This window comes from Paenisporosarcina antarctica, from assembly GCF_004367585.1.
In the GTDB taxonomy this organism is placed as follows: Bacteria; Bacillota; Bacilli; order Bacillales_A; family Planococcaceae; genus Paenisporosarcina; species Paenisporosarcina antarctica.
The window spans coordinates 3,570,154-3,588,306 of sequence record NZ_CP038015.1 but is presented as its reverse complement, the minus strand read 5'-3'; the positions used below and the strand labels follow the sequence as shown (position 1 = coordinate 3,588,306).

At 36.2% G+C, this 18,153-nt stretch carries 13 protein-coding genes and 2 riboswitches; of the genes, 10 read left to right on the top strand and 3 right to left on the bottom strand.

Annotated elements, in window-relative coordinates; genetic code table 11:
* The first annotated feature begins 133 nt into the window (after positions 1–133).
* The 5 genes from E2636_RS17015 to E2636_RS16995 all read left to right on the top strand — a co-directional run bounded on the left by E2636_RS17015 (position 134) and on the right by E2636_RS16995 (position 6,887).
* Positions 134–1,570, top strand: a complete 1,437-nt coding sequence (locus E2636_RS17015) for a diguanylate cyclase (protein WP_134211392.1) — start codon at positions 134–136, stop codon at positions 1,568–1,570.
* 780 nt (positions 1,571–2,350) lie between these two features.
* A riboswitch (SAM riboswitch) is annotated at positions 2,351–2,460 on the top strand.
* Positions 2,461–2,764: 304 nt separating this feature from the next.
* Positions 2,765–3,853: a dimethylsulfone monooxygenase SfnG gene (gene sfnG / locus E2636_RS17010; RefSeq protein WP_134211390.1), complete on the top strand. Its 1,089-nt coding sequence runs from the start codon at positions 2,765–2,767 to the stop codon at positions 3,851–3,853.
* Entirely contained in the window at positions 3,850–4,434 is a 585-nt protein-coding gene (locus tag E2636_RS17005; protein WP_134211388.1) for an NADPH-dependent FMN reductase, read from the top strand. The genes sfnG and E2636_RS17005 overlap by 4 nt, the downstream gene beginning before the upstream one ends.
* Before the next feature lie 302 nt (positions 4,435–4,736).
* Positions 4,737–5,957, top strand: a complete 1,221-nt coding sequence (locus E2636_RS17000) for an acyl-CoA dehydrogenase family protein (protein WP_017380493.1) — start codon at positions 4,737–4,739, stop codon at positions 5,955–5,957.
* Between the two features lie 477 nt (positions 5,958–6,434).
* Positions 6,435–6,887, top strand: a complete 453-nt coding sequence (locus E2636_RS16995; RefSeq protein WP_134211386.1) for an OsmC family protein — start codon at positions 6,435–6,437, stop codon at positions 6,885–6,887.
* A 169-nt stretch (positions 6,888–7,056) separates the two neighbouring features.
* Here the strand turns inward: E2636_RS16995 and E2636_RS16990 are convergent, their stop codons facing one another.
* On the bottom strand, positions 7,057–8,091 hold the full coding sequence (locus E2636_RS16990; RefSeq protein ID WP_134211384.1) for an acyltransferase: 1,035 nt from the start codon (positions 8,089–8,091) through the stop codon (positions 7,057–7,059).
* Between the two features lie 371 nt (positions 8,092–8,462).
* Positions 8,463–9,629, bottom strand: coding sequence for an iron-containing alcohol dehydrogenase (locus E2636_RS16980; RefSeq protein WP_134211382.1), 1,167 nt, complete (start codon positions 9,627–9,629; stop codon positions 8,463–8,465).
* A gap of 127 nt (positions 9,630–9,756) precedes the next feature.
* Between E2636_RS16980 and E2636_RS16975 the strand changes: the two genes are divergently transcribed.
* Together E2636_RS16975 and abc-f are read left to right on the top strand one after the other, a co-directional pair.
* Positions 9,757–10,104 carry a winged helix-turn-helix transcriptional regulator gene (locus E2636_RS16975; protein WP_134211380.1) on the top strand — a complete coding sequence of 116 codons (348 nt, stop codon included), beginning with the start codon at positions 9,757–9,759 and terminating at the stop codon, positions 10,102–10,104.
* 766 nt (positions 10,105–10,870) lie between these two features.
* Entirely contained in the window at positions 10,871–12,499 is a 1,629-nt protein-coding gene (gene abc-f, locus E2636_RS16970; RefSeq protein ID WP_134211378.1) for a ribosomal protection-like ABC-F family protein, read from the top strand.
* 204 nt (positions 12,500–12,703) lie between these two features.
* On the opposite strand, the gene dapA is transcribed toward abc-f, so the two are convergent.
* Positions 12,704–13,594, bottom strand: a complete 891-nt coding sequence (gene dapA, locus E2636_RS16965; RefSeq protein ID WP_134211376.1) for a 4-hydroxy-tetrahydrodipicolinate synthase — start codon at positions 13,592–13,594, stop codon at positions 12,704–12,706.
* A 134-nt stretch (positions 13,595–13,728) separates the two neighbouring features.
* Positions 13,729–13,908: riboswitch (Lysine riboswitch) on the bottom strand.
* A 787-nt stretch (positions 13,909–14,695) separates the two neighbouring features.
* Here dapA and E2636_RS16955 point away from each other — a divergent pair.
* From E2636_RS16955 to E2636_RS16945, 3 genes are all read left to right on the top strand, one after another.
* Positions 14,696–16,273: an ATP-binding protein gene (locus tag E2636_RS16955; protein ID WP_134211374.1), complete on the top strand. Its 1,578-nt coding sequence runs from the start codon at positions 14,696–14,698 to the stop codon at positions 16,271–16,273.
* Positions 16,274–16,292: 19 nt separating this feature from the next.
* Entirely contained in the window at positions 16,293–16,964 is a 672-nt protein-coding gene (locus E2636_RS16950) for a response regulator (RefSeq protein ID WP_134211372.1), read from the top strand.
* A 127-nt stretch (positions 16,965–17,091) separates the two neighbouring features.
* On the top strand, positions 17,092–18,075 hold the full coding sequence (locus E2636_RS16945; protein WP_134211370.1) for a tripartite tricarboxylate transporter substrate binding protein: 984 nt from the start codon (positions 17,092–17,094) through the stop codon (positions 18,073–18,075).
* Positions 18,076–18,153 lie beyond the last annotated feature (78 nt).

Below are 18,153 nucleotides of genomic sequence, written 5' to 3'. Positions count from 1 at the left end.
GATAATAGATATTGCGGCTAAGCCAAATTAGTCCTGCAATTTTAAAGTCGCAAAAAATAATGAACTTATGGCTTGTGCCTACAGATGCTGAAAAGCAATGAAATCCAAGAAAAAAATGGGAGTGTAGTGCTATATGGACGATGATTTTTACTTTAAAACGGAAGAAAAAGAAGGGTTAATCATTGACAATAAAGAGCTAGCCTTTCAAACCGAAGTAAAAGCAGACCTTGCAGCTGAGTTAGTCATTGCGAATAAAGAGCTTGCCTTTCAAAATACAGAGAAAGATAAGAGAGCTGCAGAATTAATTATTGCAAATAAAGAGCTTGCCTTTCAGAACGAAGAGAAGGCAGCGCGAGCAGCAGAATTAATTATTGCGAATAAAGAACTGGCCTTTCAAAACAAAGAGAAAGATAAACGTGCAGCCGAGTTAGTCATTGCAAATAAAGAGCTTGCCTTTCAAAATAAAGAGAAAGATAAACGAGCCATAGAGTTAATCAATGCGAATAAAGAGCTAGCCTTTCAAAACGAAGAGATTTCATATCTTAGCTACCATGATCAATTAACAGGCTTATATAACAGAAGATATTATGAAGCAGAGTTAAAGAGACTGGATACGCCGAGAAACTTGCCGTTGACTATCATAATTGGTGATCTAAATGGTTTAAAGCTAATCAATGATTTCTTTGGACATGTCATGGGTGATGAATTGTTGAAAAAAACTGCAGAAATAATTAAACAAGGTTGCAGGGCTGATGATATTATTTCCAGAATAGGCGGGGATGAATTTGTTATTCTGTTACCTAAAACGGATGCTTTTGAAGCGCAGATCATTATCAAACGTATCTTGAAACTGGCTTCACTAGAAAAAGTAGGCTCAATTGATATTTCTATTTCATTTGGTTATGAAACAAAGAAGAATAAAGAAGATAAAATACAAGAAGTATTCCAAAAAGCAGACAAACATATGTATACGATTAAACTTTTTGAAAGCCCAAGTAATAGGGGTAATACAGTTGATATGGTCATTAATGCTTTTCATGAAAAAAATAAAGGGGAGGAACAACACTCCCAAAGAGTTTCAAAACTATGCGAAAGCATGGGACAAGTACTTGGACTATCCAAGTATAAAATTAAGGAACTCAAAACAGCTGGATTGCTGCACGATATAGGTAAAATAGCTATAGATGAACTTATACTCAATAAGCCCGGCAAACTTACTGACGGTGAGTGGAAAGAAATTAAGCGCCATTCAGAAATTGGTCATCGAATATTAAGTACCTTAAATGATATGCCGAATATGGCGGGTTATGTTTTATACCATCATGAAAGATGGGATGGGAAAGGCTATCCAAGAGGCTTGAAAGGGAAAGAAATACCGTTTGAGTCAAGAATCATAGCCATTGTTGAAGCTTATGATGCCATGACGAGTGAAAGGACGTATAGCAGTACTCTGTCAACTGAAGCTGCAATAGAAGAATTGCAAAAAAATGCGGGTATTCTATTTGATCCAGAATTGGTAAGCTTATTTATCGAAAAAGCTTTAGGAAGTAGTTTGATAAAAGGAACTTAAGAAAGACGAGCAATTACCACGCTCGTCTTTTTTTAAAGATTAGAAAGTATATGAAATTGATGTGCCAAGTACCCAGTGTTCATGGTGTTTTTAGTATATGTAAACTAACATGCTAAAACGAAATTTATTTTTGATTTGACTATCGGTAATTCGATTAATTCGAATTTTTAATTACCTTTTTCAGAAAAGTAATTTTCCTCAGTGGAAGTGAATTTTATTCAATGATCTATCTTTTTTTAGTAATAGATTGCATATAAAGAATAGTCCACTAAATATGGGTGTGGTTATTTTCATTTTAAAAGATAGATCGCTTTTTTTATTTATTTTAAAATAGATAAATGATTGTAGTGAAAGGCGGCGACTCCAGCGGGAAAAGCGAGTCTGGTGAGACCCCGCAGGAGCTTGCGACGAGGAGACTCACGGACCGCCCGCGGAACGCGTCCGCCTGTAGCGGAAATCAAAGTTGATACTGTATCGAATTGATACTTAATCTTCTGTCCTTTCTTAGAGGACCGGGTGCACTTGCCGGTTTTTCCTATACAGGCACTCCTACGTTCGCTTCTCTCCTGCTAGTCACAGGATAAGCTGCAATTTCAGTAGTAATTATTTTTATTATGTTAAGCATAATTTGACGCAATTAGTACTATAATTCACTTCCATCATTCAATTTTTATCGTGGAATAAGAGTTCAAAAAAATCCCAAAAAACAATTGACATTATTCTGAAGATGCAGTATTGTTTGATATTAACGAAAACAAACTTGAAAATTTAATAAAGTATCTCTTATCAAGAGTAGCTGAGGGACTGGCCCGTTGAAGCTCGGCAACCACTTATTTTCGAATAAGATGGTGCCAAATCCTACAAAACGTATACGTTTTGAAAGATAAGAGAGGACTTTGTATTTAGTGAATTCGGCATCTCTCTGTCTTATGAAGAGGGGTTTTGAACTTAATACATACTGTGCCTCTCTTTCTTATGAAAGAGGGGTTTTTTGTATTTCTACAATTTTCTTTAGTCTTGAGGAAGTACTTTAAGGAGGTGATGGGCAATAAAAAAAGAGATGAAAGTATGACAGTACTTTCATCCCTTGTAACCAAACGATAAACCCTGAGGAGGGCTTAGATCGCTTTACTATTTTAACAGTTTAGCGTATTTACGTCCATGTCAGGAAAATCCCTGAGGAGGAAGTTAAACATGAGTGAATTAAAATATGCGTATTGGGTTCCAAATGTAAGTGGAGGTCTAGTTGTCTCTAAATTACCTCAAGCAACCGATTGGTCATTTGAAGCCAATAAAAGATATGTGCTAGCAGCAGAAGATGCGGGCTTTGACTATGCCCTTTTGCAAACACGATTCTTTGCAAGTTATGGAGCGGAGTATCAACTTGAAGCGGCAACATTAGCTGCGGCACTTGCCAGTGTAACGAAAAAAATTAACCTAATTTCAGCGGTGCATCCAGGGCTATGGCATCCAGGTGTATATGCAAAAATGATGGCAACATTAGATCATATTAGTAATGGGAGGGCGGCAGTCAATGTAGTTAGTGGCTGGTTCAAGGGAGAGTTTACGGGATATGGAGAGCCTTGGCTTGAGCATGATGAGAGATATCGTCGTTCAGAAGAATTCATTAGAGTTCTAAGGGGACTGTGGACAGAGGAAGAAGCCAATTTTAAAGGTGACTTTTATCGAATTAATGGGGCCCCACTAAAACCCAAGCCCGTTCAAAAGCCAACGCCACCTATTTTCCAAGGAGGCAATTCGAGAGCGGCAAAAGAAATGGCTGCTAGAGTTTCAGATTGGTACTTCATGAATGGCAATACAACGGAAGGCTTTAAAAAGCAAATTGAAGAAGTGAAAGAGTTAGCTAAAATAGAAGGCCGAACACTCCAGTATGCCGTCAATGGATTTGTTATTGTGCGCGATACGGAAGAAGAAGCAATTGCGGTGTTGCGCGATATTGTGTCAAACGCTGACGTGGAAGCTGTGAAAGGTTTTGGGGATGCGGTGAAACAAGCTGGAGCTTCATCAAAGGAAAAAGATGGCATGTGGTCAAATTCCACATTTGAAGATCTGGTCCAGTATAATGACGGTTTTAAAACGGGGTTAATTGGTACGGCTGAACAAGTGGCAGATCGCATCATTGAGCTGAAGAAGTTAGGCGTTGACCTTATCCTGACAGGTTTCCTTCATTATGAAAAAGATATTAAGGATTTCGGTGAAAAAGTGATACCGCTAGTGAAGAAAAAAGAAGCACAATTACAAAAGGAAGTGGTGAGCGTATGAAAATTATAGGACTAACTGGAAGTTTATCATCTTCATCTAAGACATTTAATGCTGTTGACAAAGCCCTTGATTTTGCTAAGTACAATAACCCGGAGATTGAAACCATCCATCTCCATTTAAAGGACCTATCAGTAGGCTTTTGTGATGGTAGGGACCCTGCACTTTATGAAGGAGATACCAAACATTTAATTGATCAACTATCAAGCGCTGATGGCTATATTATTGGTTCGCCCATTTACCGAGGGACTTATACAGGTGCTTTAAAAAATGTCTTTGATTTAATACCAAATGACGCTTTAAGAGGGAAGGTAGTTGGCTTCATTGCAACAGGAGGAACGTATCATCATTATTTGGCGCTAGAACATCAGTTTAAACCTCTTGCAGGTTACTTCAAAGCGCATGTAGTCCCGGGCAGTGTGTATATTCATAATGAACACTTTACTAATAAAGAAATAAGCAGTTACGAAATTCTTGAGCGACTTGAAGCATTGGCAAGTGATGTAGTGAGTCTTACACGTTTAATCGATAAACGTTTTGAGGGAGCTGATCAACCTGCCATTCCAAGAAAAGTGCTGGTCTAGAAATGTGCACATAAAAAAGAGAGGCAAAAGTACTGGAATACTTTTACCTCCAAAATAAAGATATGTAATCACTAACACCCTATCAGTGGATGAATAATGAATTTACCTAAATATTTTAACATATGTAAGGCTAGTAGTCTATGATACAAGCGCTTAATGAGCCGCTATACAGGCAAATAAAATGGGAAGTAACGTCATGTTACTCCGAACTTTATTAGACATTAATGAAATACCACATTGAACGATCCGTGACTGTTTGAATTTAGAATCTTTATTAATAAAACACAGGAGGTAGCATCCATATGTCTATCGATTTATTGGAACGACCAACCTATTTAAAAAGTACAAGAGACTATTACGAAGAGATTCGAAAAGAAATCCGAAGCATTGTGAATGAAGTCATATTGCCGAACGCTGACATTACGGATGTAGAAGGACGTTTCCCAAGAGAAAACTTAGAGGCATTAGTTAAAAATGGATGGGGAAATATTCTTGTCCCTAAGAAATATAATGGCTTGGACCTTGATCATGTGGCGTTTGCCATAGTGGCAGAAGAAATCGGTAAAGCATGTGCGTCAACAGCACTGGTTTATGTCATGCATGTAGGGGCAATCCAAACCATCACCCTTTATGGAAGTGAAGACCAGAAGGAACGCTGGCTAAAACCGATTGAAAAAGGCTGGATTGGAACATATTCTACTAGTGAAAAAGCATCTGGAGGACATTGGTGGTACAATTTCAGCCAAGCTAAGCGTAGCGGAGAAGATTATATTTTACATGCAGATAAATCGTTCACGACAAGTGCAGGTCAAGCCGATTTCTATGTCGTTCAAACACGTAGCCCGGATGCTTTAGATGCAACGGATATTAGCTTTTTCATCGTAGACGGCAAGCTACCAGGTATTAAAGCGCAAATATGGGATGCCCTAGGTGTACATGGCAATCATAGTGGACCAATTTCTTACCATAATGTACTAATTCCTAAACGCGATATTCTAGGTGGAGAAGGACGTGGGAAGGATATTCTGCTACACGGCGTATCACCTATTTACCTGATCGGACTTGGATCTGCCTGGTTAGGTGTAGCGGAAAACGCACTTCAACTCGCAACGGAGCACGCGACGAAAACGGTTCACCGAGACTTTGACAATCGCATAGGAGATTATCAAGTAATCAGACAACAACTGGCAGAAGCTAAAATATTAATCGAGAGTACAAAACCTTGGCAAATCGATCTCGCTGAACAATTAATTATTTTACAGTCTGAAGGGAGAGACCAAGGAGAGTTAACCTTACCCCTGACAGAATTCAAAGTTCATGCTTCTGAAGTAGCGAATAAAGCGACACGAACTGCGATGGATGTTAGCGGCGGTTATGGATACAAAAAAGGTCCAATCGAACGTCTTTTCCGTGATGCACGAGCTGGAATCGCCATGGGCCCATCCAATAATATTGCAAGGGAATGGGTAGGCAAGGGGCTTCTAGGACTTCCGCTCGAACTGTGGACAAAAGGTGGAGAATAACAGGCTTTGCACGTATTGATCTAGTGAAGCTTCATTTATATCAGGTCATTTCCTATATAAATGAACGAATTCAACTTCCGAATGGCTCATTTGCTAACGATATGGATGTCGATTAAAAGGGGGGGATAACAGGCATTGTAAGTTATTGGTCTAGTTAAGACTATTTATGATAGTTTCATTTCCATCTAAATGAAACTACTCCATCTTCAGAGCGGCTCATTTGCTGCGGTGTTGGTGATTTTCTATACCATCCCGGGTCAGACAACAATTTTTGGCGTTTATAACAGGTCATTTCCTGTATGTAAAAATGTCATCTTCAGAGCGGCCCATTCGCTGCGGTGTTGATGATGTAAAAAAGTACCTTTAGTAAGAATACTGAATAGATCATAAACAGGTAACGAGATAAATAGATTTACAATTTTGATTATTTAGATTAAAATAAAGCCTACCAAATAACTAGGAATTAGGGGAGATTACATGACAACTCAACAATTATTAAAGGTGAACACAAGTGGTAAATGGGAAAGTGGTTTGAAAACGTCAATTTCGATTAGAGAATTTTCACCATTAATCGTTGATGAACCAAAAAGTCTAGGTGGTACTGATGAAGGACCAAATCCTGTTGAATATGTATTGGCTGGGTTGTCTAGTTGTACTTCCGTTATGATTGGGATCATTTCAAAAGAAAAGTCTTTTTCCTATCAAGGCGTAGATTTTGTAAATGATGGAACACTAGACTTACAAGGGTTAATGGGGGTCGAAGGGATTTCACCACATTTTCAAAATGTGAATTTTGACGTTATTATAAGTACGAATGAAGATCTTTCTCGAATAGAGGAATTAAAAGAAGAAGTAGAAAAAAGATGTCCTGTTTATAATTTATTAATAGATGCAGGTGTTAAGGTAGAAACGAATTGGATTAAGAAATAGGTTAGATTCAGAAACGATGTTAGTAGGTTTGTGTTACTACAATGGGTTTTTCGATAATTTATTGAAGTCTTTTTATTTGCGAAAAAAATCAGGCTGAATTACTCCAAAAGAATTGGGAGTAATTCAGCCTAAAGTGTGTTAGTTTTTCTCATTTCCCTAGGCAAATGCACTAAGGAACCATTTTTCTTAAAACAGGTATCTTTTGAATGATATATGTAATCATTGAACTGACAATTAGGACTACTATAACAATCATTGGTATCGCAATAATGGAATGAAATTGAATATTTATTTTTTCGAATACAGTGGGTAAAAGATAGTTGAGAACCAAAACATGAACTAAGAAAATTCCAAAGCTTGATTGACTAAACCAATTTAGGAAGGCATTGATATCTTGTTTTGATTTAAACACAATATCTTTAAATAAAGTAAATAATCCCACTGAAGTAAGCAAGACGGATATAGAGTGATACTCATACCAGTACTGTTCTAGTGATCCTTGGTTTTTAATCGTTCCATAATAAGTTAAAAAGAATGTTCCCGATAATCCAAGAATCAGTAAAATTTGGGAATACAAAATGTTTTTCTTAGAAAATTGGTATTTTAATAAATAATAACCCAACACAAAATATCCCACAAAGTTTGTAACAAAAAATAACTCAATTTTTATACTAAAATCAACAAGATACACCATGAATTTTAATATAACCGAAGCAAATATCCATAACCCTAAAAAATACTCGACATCTCTTTTAGCTGAATGTTGCATTAGAATTTTTACTAATGGTGTAATTAAATACAACCCAATAATTGTATACATAAACCATAAATGATAGATGATATCATCTGTCAGTAATTTATAAATAAAATTTTTGGTTGAATATTCGTATTCATTACTGTAAGAACCTGCTAAATAATAAATAATACTCCATGATAGTAAGGGTATCGCTATTTTACTTATTCGCTTTTTCAAAAATTGACTATAGGGAAGAGAACGGCTGTCATTTAAAAGAAGAGCTCCACTGATCATGATAAAAATTGGAACTGATGCACGTGCCAATGATTCATAAAAGTTACCGCTAAGCCAACCTGACAAACCAGTTTCAAAAGGATTAGCTCTGACCGCGGAAGCTGATACATGAATAGTGATTACAGCAATAGTCGCATAAATTCGTAAGTAGTCTAGATAATAAAATCTTTTCATTCTTTACACTCCTATAAATAGGTTTTTAATAACACTTATACTGTGTAAGGATAGCATATAAGATTTAATTTATGAGTTATCTCACAATCTTTACTTCTATTCGCATAGAGTATTCAAATGTTAATTCCGGATGCTCCTGGAATAACCACATAGCTTTTGCCTCATCCATCACGGAACCTCAACCAATATCGATTTCCCAGTATGGCTCAAAATCATTTAAAACTTTTGCGCCATCTTGGATTATTTGTACGATATGGAAACAAAAATCATTGACATATATAGTAAAAAGCCATCATGAAGTGGAGGATTATTCAATCCACTACATGATGGCTTAATTAATAAAGTCTATTTCTAATTCTTAATGCTTCAACTTAAAAAGTAACATCCTCACCATAATATGCAGCTACAAATAGATTTTTCATTTCCGCTTCTGTAGTTTCACGAGGATTTGTACCAGTACAAGGATCCGTCATGGCGTTAGCAGCCATCACATCTACATGCTCTTTAAATAATTCTTCAGACACACCGAATGCTTGTAGTGTTTTTGGAATCCCCATATCAGCATTAAGCTGATGTATATAGGCAACTAAAGAATCAACCAGTTCACCGTTTGTCTTGCCTTCTAAACCAAGTCTAGTAGCAATCTTAGCAAAGCGTTCTGTTACAACTGTACGGTTAAATTGAATGACATAAGGTAAATAAATCGCGTTGGCACGACCGTGTGAAATACCAAAAGTAGGACCACTTTTGTGAGCCAAGCTGTGTACATTTCCTAGTACCGCATTGGCAAAAGCCATACCAGCCATTGCTTGTGCGTTATGCATTTCTTTACGAGCCTCTTGATCACCATTATATGAAGCAAGAAGATTATCTTTAACGATTTCAGCAGCTCCAATAGCTAGAGAATCAGTGAAAACAGTACGCGGTTTAGCTACATATGCTTCAATACTATGCGTAAATGCATCCATTCCTGTATCCGCTGTGATATTAGGAGGCATACTTTCTACCATCACTGGATCAATGATCGCAATATCAGGAGTCAATTCAAAATCAGCTAATGGATACTTAATTTTAGTCTTTTCATCAGTGATTACGGATAAATTTGATACTTCCGCACCACTACCACTTGTTGTTGGAATCCCAGCAAACTTGGCTTTTGTGCGAAGTTTAGGCAATGTGAAAGGTATAGCTGCCTCTTCAAATGTTAATTCCGGATGCTCATGGAATAACCACATAGCTTTTGCCGCATCCATCACGGAACCCCCACCAATACCGATTACCCAGTCTGGCTCAAACTCATTTAAAACTTTTGCGCCATCTTGGACCATTTGTACAGTTGGTTCTATATTAAATCCTTCAATGACTTTCGTTTCTAAGCCTGCCTCGAGTAGGAGTCCTTCTATTTTTTCAAGGTTTCCGTTTTTCTTTACGGATCCTCCTCCGATTACAAGTGCAGCTTTCTTACCTTCGAGTGTTTTTAATCGATCGAGAGCACCATCACCATAAAAGACTTCTCTTGGAATTGTAAAACGGTTCATAATAAGATTCACTCCTTCTGTTTTGTCTACAAGGATTAGTGTAAACCATGTAATCAATATAAGGAAGTACGCACTTATTTGTGATATAGTATCTAAAAAGATACTATGGAAGGACATGGTGATGTTGATGAAACGAAATATAGATGATTTTAATTGCGAAAAAGAATTAACGTTATCAATAATTGGTGGTAAATGGAAAATGATTATCATTTGGTATTTGGGTAAAGAGGGAACGAAGAGGTTTAGCGAATTAAAAGCACTTCTTCCAAATATTACGCCCAAAATGATGACGAATCAGTTAAGAGAATTAGAGGCTGATCAAATTGTTCATCGGGAAGTGTATGCTGTGGTTCCTCCAAAAGTAGAATATTCCCTTACTGAAAATGGAGTGACTTTAATGCCGATACTGGAATCGATGTATTCCTGGGGAAAAAATTATATGGATACAGTGGTAGATGAAGAGGAAATTATTTAGAATCATCTACCCCCACACTGTTTCGACACGGGTATCCAGTTCGGTTTGGACTGCAAAACCACAGCACAATAAACTAAAGAACGAAAACAGAGTATGGAAGTGACAACGTCACTTTCATACTCTTTTTTTCTACAGCCAATCTTGAGACGGATGGGCGTCCGTTGCTCACCTACAACCCAAACACAGCTTTTTTTGATTTTGGATTACGAGAGAATGGACACATACTTCAAAAAAAAGGCAGCCGAAGATACAATTTCGGCTGCTCCTTGCTTACTTTATAGTAACGTCAATTCCACAAACCTGGAATAAAGTTGTGCATTCTGTATGGTACCACTAGCAATGGTGGTCGGCATTTTCTTTCCATACAGAGCTCGAGCGGACATTCTATAGAAAGAAAATTTTCTTGGATTGATAAATGGATGGGTTAATGAATATCCAATGGTGATAATTTTTTCAAGTAAACTACACCTAAATAGGCTGAAATTAGAAAGCATACTCACTTTTCCTTCTCCATGCAGATGTGATACAATGACTTTAATTATTGATAGAAGGGAAGATCGGCGGACGATGAAAATATAATCTTATTTTTAAAAATTGAAATAGCATATTTCAACTAATAAAAACTAGGATTAGTCTGCCCATTTTCTATAAACTGTAAAGCTATTTAATTAAATAGCTTGTTTGAGCAATGTGTAAATACGGCTAATCCTTCCAAGTTAATTGGGAGGATTTTTTTGTTCTCCCTATAAAGAGAGGGATTGATTATATGAAAGAACTACTAAAATTACGAAACATCAGCTTTGAGATAATGAATCTAACGGTCTTTGAAGATGTAAATGCTAGCGTACAACAAGGGGATATCATCGGAATCATTGGCAAAAATGGTGCGGGGAAAACGACCTTGCTGCAATTAATTAACAATGACTTGATACCGGCAAAAGGACAAATTCAATGGCTACAACAGAACTTGGAAACTGTTATGGTTGAACAAGAAACCGAGATACATTCTTTCGAAGAGGTGACACCTCTAGAAGACACGTTACTAGCGAAATGGCATGTACCAACCCATGATTTTTCACAATTAAGTGGCGGAGAAAAATTGAAAGCAAGACTTGCAAAAGGTCTTTCAAAAGATGCACATCTTTTACTATTAGATGAACCGACAAATCATCTCGATGACCAAAGTACAGAGCTGATTAACGAACAAATAAAGAATTATAAGGGCACCATTATTTTTGTTTCGCATGATCGATATTTTTTAGATACTGTTGCAACAAAAATTTGGTCGATTGAAGATAAAAAAATTATCGAACACAAAGGTAATTATTCTAGTTATATGAAAGTTCGTGAACAGAAAAGACTTACTCAGCAAAGTGAATATGAAAAACAGCAAAAAATGGTTGAACGAATTGAAGCACAAATGAATGAGCTCACTTCTTGGTCTAAAAAAGCTCATGCACAATCAACGAAAAAGGAAGGAATTAAAGAATACTATCGCGTAAAAGCAAAGCGTATGGATGCACAAGTAAAATCAAAACGAAAGCGTCTTGAAAAAGAGCTTGAAAAAGCAAAAGTTGAACCTGTTGAGCCAGAATATACTGTGCATTTTTCAATGGAATCAAATAATAAGGTAGGAAAACGGTTTTTAGAAGTTAAGAATGTAACAAAGGCATTTGACGGACGAACCATTTTTAAAAACGTCAATTTTACGATTCAGCATGGCGAAAAAATTTCAATAGTTGGCCCGAATGGGAGTGGAAAGACGACTTTATTGAAAGTAATTCTTGGACTAGAAACAGCAGAAGGTGAAGTATGGGTTTCACCTTCTGCAAATATTGGTTATTTAACGCAAGAAGTGTTTGATTTACCACTTGAACAAACACCAGAGCAACTATTTTATAAAGAAACATTCGAAGCGAGAGGAAAAGTTCAAAATTTAATGAAGCATTTAGGATTTACGGCATCTCAATGGACAGAAACCATTAAGAACATGAGTATGGGTGAACGTGTTAAGTGCAAATTGATGGCCTATATACTAGAAGAAAAAGATATCCTTATATTAGATGAGCCAACAAATCATCTCGACTTACCTTCACGTGAACAGCTAGAAAATACATTAGCACAGTACAATGGGACGCTGTTAGTCGTTTCACATGATCGATACTTTCTAGAAAAAACGATGAGCAGTAAACTCGTCATTTCGAACAATCACATACAAAAGATTTTGAAAGAAGTATCACCAAAAAGAGATAATCAGGATGAGTTGCGTTTAAAACTTGAAACAGAAAGACAAGAAGTGTTAGGGAAACTTAGCTTTATCACACCAAAAGATAAAGCGTACACAGATCTTGACCTGAAATTTAGAGAACTTTCGCAACGAATAAATGAACTATAATGACGAATAAAAGAGATTTAGCGAAGTGACAAAATCACTTCGCTAAATCTCATTCCGACAGGCAATCTTAAGGCTGTTTTGCGTAAGCTGCTCACCTAAAACCCATAAGCACCATGTATTTTAAGTTTGGTTGACGAAAGAACACAAATTGTATATACAAAGAGCAGCCGAAGAAATTAATTCGGCTGCTCTTTCTTATTTCATCTATTTAACAAGTAACTCTAATTGAATAGGTTGAATTGCTCTTTGTAGTGTCTTTGCTTCTTCTTTGTTTAAAGGAATTATGGGAAGACGAACTCCACCAACATCTATCCCTCGCATATTTAAAGCTGCTTTAACAGGTGCCGGGTTTGGTGCGGCGAATAAAGCCTCCATAATAGGGAGAAGGGTACCATGCATAGATGCTGCAACATCTAAATTCCCAGTTTTGAAGTTTTTAATCATTTCTTGCATTTCATTCCCAATGATGTGTGAAGAAACAGAAATAACTCCAGCACCACCAAGGGCTAAAACAGGTAATGTTAGACCGTCATCACCACTGTACAAGCTGAAGTTGCTAGGTGTTTGGCTAATGATTTGCGTGATATGATTTAAATCTCCACTTGCTTCTTTAATCGATACAATATTGTCGATTGCCGAAAGTCTTACAATTGTTTCTACGGTCATGTTTACTACACTTCGTCCAGGAATATTGTATAGCATTACCGGCAGTGATGTAGCCTCGGCGATGGTTTTAAAATGTTGATATAATCCTTCTTGAGAGGGCTTGTTATAGTATGGAGTGACCAACATAATTCCGTCGACTCCTGTTTCTTCTACTCGCTTCGTCAAGTTGATCGATGCTCTCGTATCGTTTGATCCAGTTCCTGCTATAACGGGGACTCTTCCGTTAACAACTTCTACAACAAATTTAATTAACTTAATTTTCTCTTGTGTGTCTAGTGTAGGAGATTCACCTGTTGTTCCTGCTACAACTAAACCATCAGTACCATTTGCTATCAAATGGTTAATTAAAGCCTTTGTAGCGATAAAATCAATCTCACCTTGTTGATTAAATGGTGTCACCATTGCTGTTAAAACTTGGCCAAATGTCATTACTTTTCTCCCCTTTTTTATAGTTTATAAAATATAGAGGTAGTGTAGGCAGTATTCTTGTAAACGCAAAAAAGCAACAACGAGGGTCCGCTGTTGCAATAGAAACGTAACTTTATTAGTCCAAGTCGTTCCTATGCGTGGATAGCCCTCCATATAGTTTGCCTATATGACAGTTCCGTATTTATTCAATAACAGAACCAGTTTTGAGAACATGAGATTCTCTCTACTTCGGCAAATATCCCTTTCAACAACCATTATAGGATCTCATTATCCTCAAATTGTCTACTATTGATGTTTGCGCCTCTATCCTCACTTCAAATATATTGAAGTAAGAAAGTATTTAATTAAATCTACTTTAACAATAAAGCTTTATAGATGCAAGGAAATACAATTTAGTATTAGATAAATTTATTGACTTAATATTGGTATAGACGGCAGAAAAACACCTTCATCATTAGGATTGATGAAGGTCACTGAAAAAGTTAATTTATTATTTCTTAGTTATGGATAGGTGATTTCCGTTTCAGCGCACTTTCATGTTTCGAAGCTAGCGTAGCGATGCAGAAACAGGCGGACGCTTTCCGCGGGGCGAGCGACAAGCCTCCTCGTCCGCTTGCGCTACCTGTGGGGTCTTGTCTGTCTCGCTTTTCCCGCCGGAGTCGCCGCCTTCCACTTCAATCACTTGTAAATGTTGCAGTAAACCTCAAACGAATTATTACCGTAGTGAAGGAATAAGAGTTAGCAATACGAAATGTCGCCTTTTACAATTTAACCACACTTACAAACTTTAATAACGTAAGTTTGTAAGTGGACTCGATTGTGAAAGGGGAAATAGCAAAAACTTAGTACTATTACAGTATCTATTTCAAAGTATGAACATCTCTCTCAGCTTGCTTCAAGTCCAGCCATACTTTTAGATAACCTTGTTCCGCTAAAGCTTTTATTAAAATGATAATTATTGGGGATATCAAAAGACCTATAAACGTCAAGATTCATTTTCCAATATCAACAACTAGCATTCCCCTAATATAATCTGTATGTTTAGTATATTAAGTTTTAAAGAGAAGAACAGAAATCTGTATTGAGGAAATAGAGGAAAAAATGAAAAATTTATTAAATGTATCTCTTCAGACAAAAATTATGGGTTTGATAGTTTCTTTGGTTATTGGAATCATATTTGTTTCGTTAAGTTTTTTTACTTATTATGAAATTAACCAGAGCGTTGAAAACTCAACAAGAATAGGTCTACAGACCGCTAAGACGGTAGCTAATATGAATTCTGTTGAAGAAGCCTTAACCATGTTAAATCAAAATGAGGAATTGCAACATCTGGCAATTCGTATCAGCAGTCAGGTGGATGCCAATTTCATAATAATTGAAAATCGTGATGGTAAAATACTAGCTCATCCTATAGAAGATAAAATAAATTCTTATAATAAAATACATGAAAACTTTAAGGCTATCGTTTTTGGAGGCTATTATTCCCTAGTATCTGAACAAAATGTAGGTCTTTCAATAGTCGGTAAGGCCCCAATTTTTAATGATCAAAAGCAAGTGATAGGAGTTGTTACTGTAGGTTATCTAAAAGACGAGATAATAACAGCTACTATTAATAGAGTAAAGGATATATCTATATTTGTAATATTTATCATACTAATTGGTGTGATATCTAGTATTTTATTAGCTAGAAATATCAGAAAAGATACTTTGGACTTAGAACCTCGTGAAATAGCAACGCTTTACCGAGATCGTAATGCCATACTCTCTTCTATTAATGAAGGGATCATAGCTATGGACAATTCAAAGAGAATAACTCTGATGAACCAAGCAGCTCAAAATATTTTAGGTTTAGATAGCACGTATGAAAACAAACCTATTTACGATGCAATCCAAACACCAAAAATAACGGAAATAATTGAAAAAAATCAAACACATTCTTCTTTGGAGATAGATATTAATGGCTATGTCGTAATATTAAACATTTTCCCAATAATGAAAGAAGAACAAAACGTTGGAACTGTATTAACATTCAAAGACAAAACTGAAATGTTGAAATTAATGAACACCTTATCTGAGGTTCAAACACTTTCAGATGATCTCAGAGCGCAGACCCATGAGTTTCAAAATAAGCTTTATGTGATCTCTGGGCTACTTCAACTAGGGCATCAGGAAGAAGCTCTAGAAATGATTCAAAATGAAAGTGTAATCGTGCAACAGAACAATAATCTCATATTTGAGCAGATTAAAGATTTGAAAATTCAAGCGCTTCTATTTGGGAAAATAGGAAAAGCATCAGAGAAAAAAATAGATTTTCATATTGAGGAGACTAGTACATTAGGTGTTTTTCCAAAGCATATTACAACAGCCCAAAGTACAATTATTATTGGAAACTTGATAGATAACGCTTTTGAGGCAGTAGCTCAATGTGTTGAAAAGAAAGTTGTTTTTTTCGCAGTTGACTACGGTGAAGAAATTGTTTTAGAAATAGTAGATTCAGGAATGGGTATATCGAAGGAAGATATAGATTTGATATTTGACCAGGGCTATACGACAAAAAGTGGTAGTGGACGAGGATTTGGGTTATCGAATGTAATAAAAGTAGTTAAAGAACTCAATGGTTCAATAGAAGTCAACTGCGAAGCCAGTGGAACGACTTTTACAGTGTTTATACCAAAGTAAAGATAAGGGATGTGCGTTTATGATAAATGTAGCGATTGTAGAAGATGACTTTCGGGTTGCTAATATCCACGAAAAATTTCTCAACGAAATTTATGGTGTGTCTGTAGTTGGAAAAGCTCATCAAGCGATAGATGTGCTAAAAATAATTAGAGAAAATCATGTGGATTTATTATTAGTGGATATATATATGCCCGATAAACTGGGAACGGAGCTCATAAAAGAGTTAAAGCTTGATTATCCTCATCTCAGTTTTATTGTGATCACAGCAGCTAACAATATGGAATTATTAGATGAAAGTTTAAAATACGGTATATTTTACTATTTGATTAAACCTGTAGCAATGGAGAAATTCACAGAGGTCATTAACAACTTTATAAAAAGGAAAGCATTGCTCGAGTCAAAAGAACTGGTCACACAAGATTTCATTGATCAAGTTTTAAAGAATAAGGTTACAGAAATTCAGGAAGATAATGAACTACCAAAAGGGATTAATTCAATAACCTTGAAAAAGATAGTTGAAATTATCGGTAGTATGGACAATGGTGCAACTGCAGAAGAAGTAGGAATTAAAATGAATGCCTCTAGAACGACAGCTAGAAGATATTTACAATACCTAGTGTCAATTGGAAAAGTGAAAGCCGAATTGGAATATGGGATTGTGGGTAGACCTGAAAGAAAATACTATTTGTAAGAAAAAATGAATTTAATGAACAAAATGATAGTAAAGTTTTTAAATTTTTTAAAATTGTAAACGGTTACATATTCAAATGTTTAGCTTAGTATGAAGATTAAGAAAATTTGAATAGGAGTTGAAATAGTTGAAAAAATTATTTACTTACTTAGGTTTAAGTGCAATATTCGTTTTGGGGGCTTGTTCTTCGGAAGGGGCAGATGCTGAACCAGAGTCATTCCCAAATGATAATATTGAATTAGTGGCACCTGCAACACCAGGTGGTGGATGGGATGCAACAGCAAGAGCTATACAGAAAATCCTAGATGATGAAGGCATTGTTGAAGAAAATATCAATGTTGTAAATAAGCCGGGTGGAAGCGGTGAAGTGGGCTGGCAGTATACAAAAGAAAAAGATGCTCATACAGTAGCAATTGATTCTAGCTTGCTTATTACAAATAATTTACTAGGACAAAGTGAATTAAGCTATGAAGATTTAACTCCTTTGGCAATCTTAACAACGGAATGGATTTCGATTGCTGTTCCAAATGATTCTCCTTTTGAAGATGCAACAGAATTAATGGAGCAATTGAAAAAAGATCCAACTTCAATAAAAATTGCTTTAGCTCCTGGTTTAGGTAATAACGACCATTTATCATTTGTACAAGCTGCAAAAGAATTTGGTGTTGATGTTACTAAATTAAATATTTTAATTTACGAGAGTGGTGGAGATGTTGTTACAGCACTACTTGGTAATCATGTTGATGTCGCAACAATGTCTGTCTCAGAATCAAAAGAGCAACATTTAGCAAAGAATTTCAAAATAATTTCAGTGTCCTCAGAAGAGCGACTTGAGGGCTTGGAAGAAGTTCAAACATGGAAAGAGCAAGGAATTGATATGGTATTCCCTCACTGGAGAGGAATTGTAGGACCACCGGATATGACAGAGGAAGAAATTGCTTACTATGACGATGCTATCGCTAAAATGGTCGAAACGGAAGCATGGAAGACGTTGTTAAAAAATAATGATTGGCTCCCGTTCTATAAGAATAGTGCAGAAACTTCGGAATTCTTGAAGGTCCAAACAGAAAATTATGATAAGTTACTAACTGACTCAGGATTAACTGATTAAAATGAATGAAAATTAAATGGATCCTTAAAAGGGTCCATTATTCTTTTAGACAAACATGAAAAGGAATGGAGAGAAGAC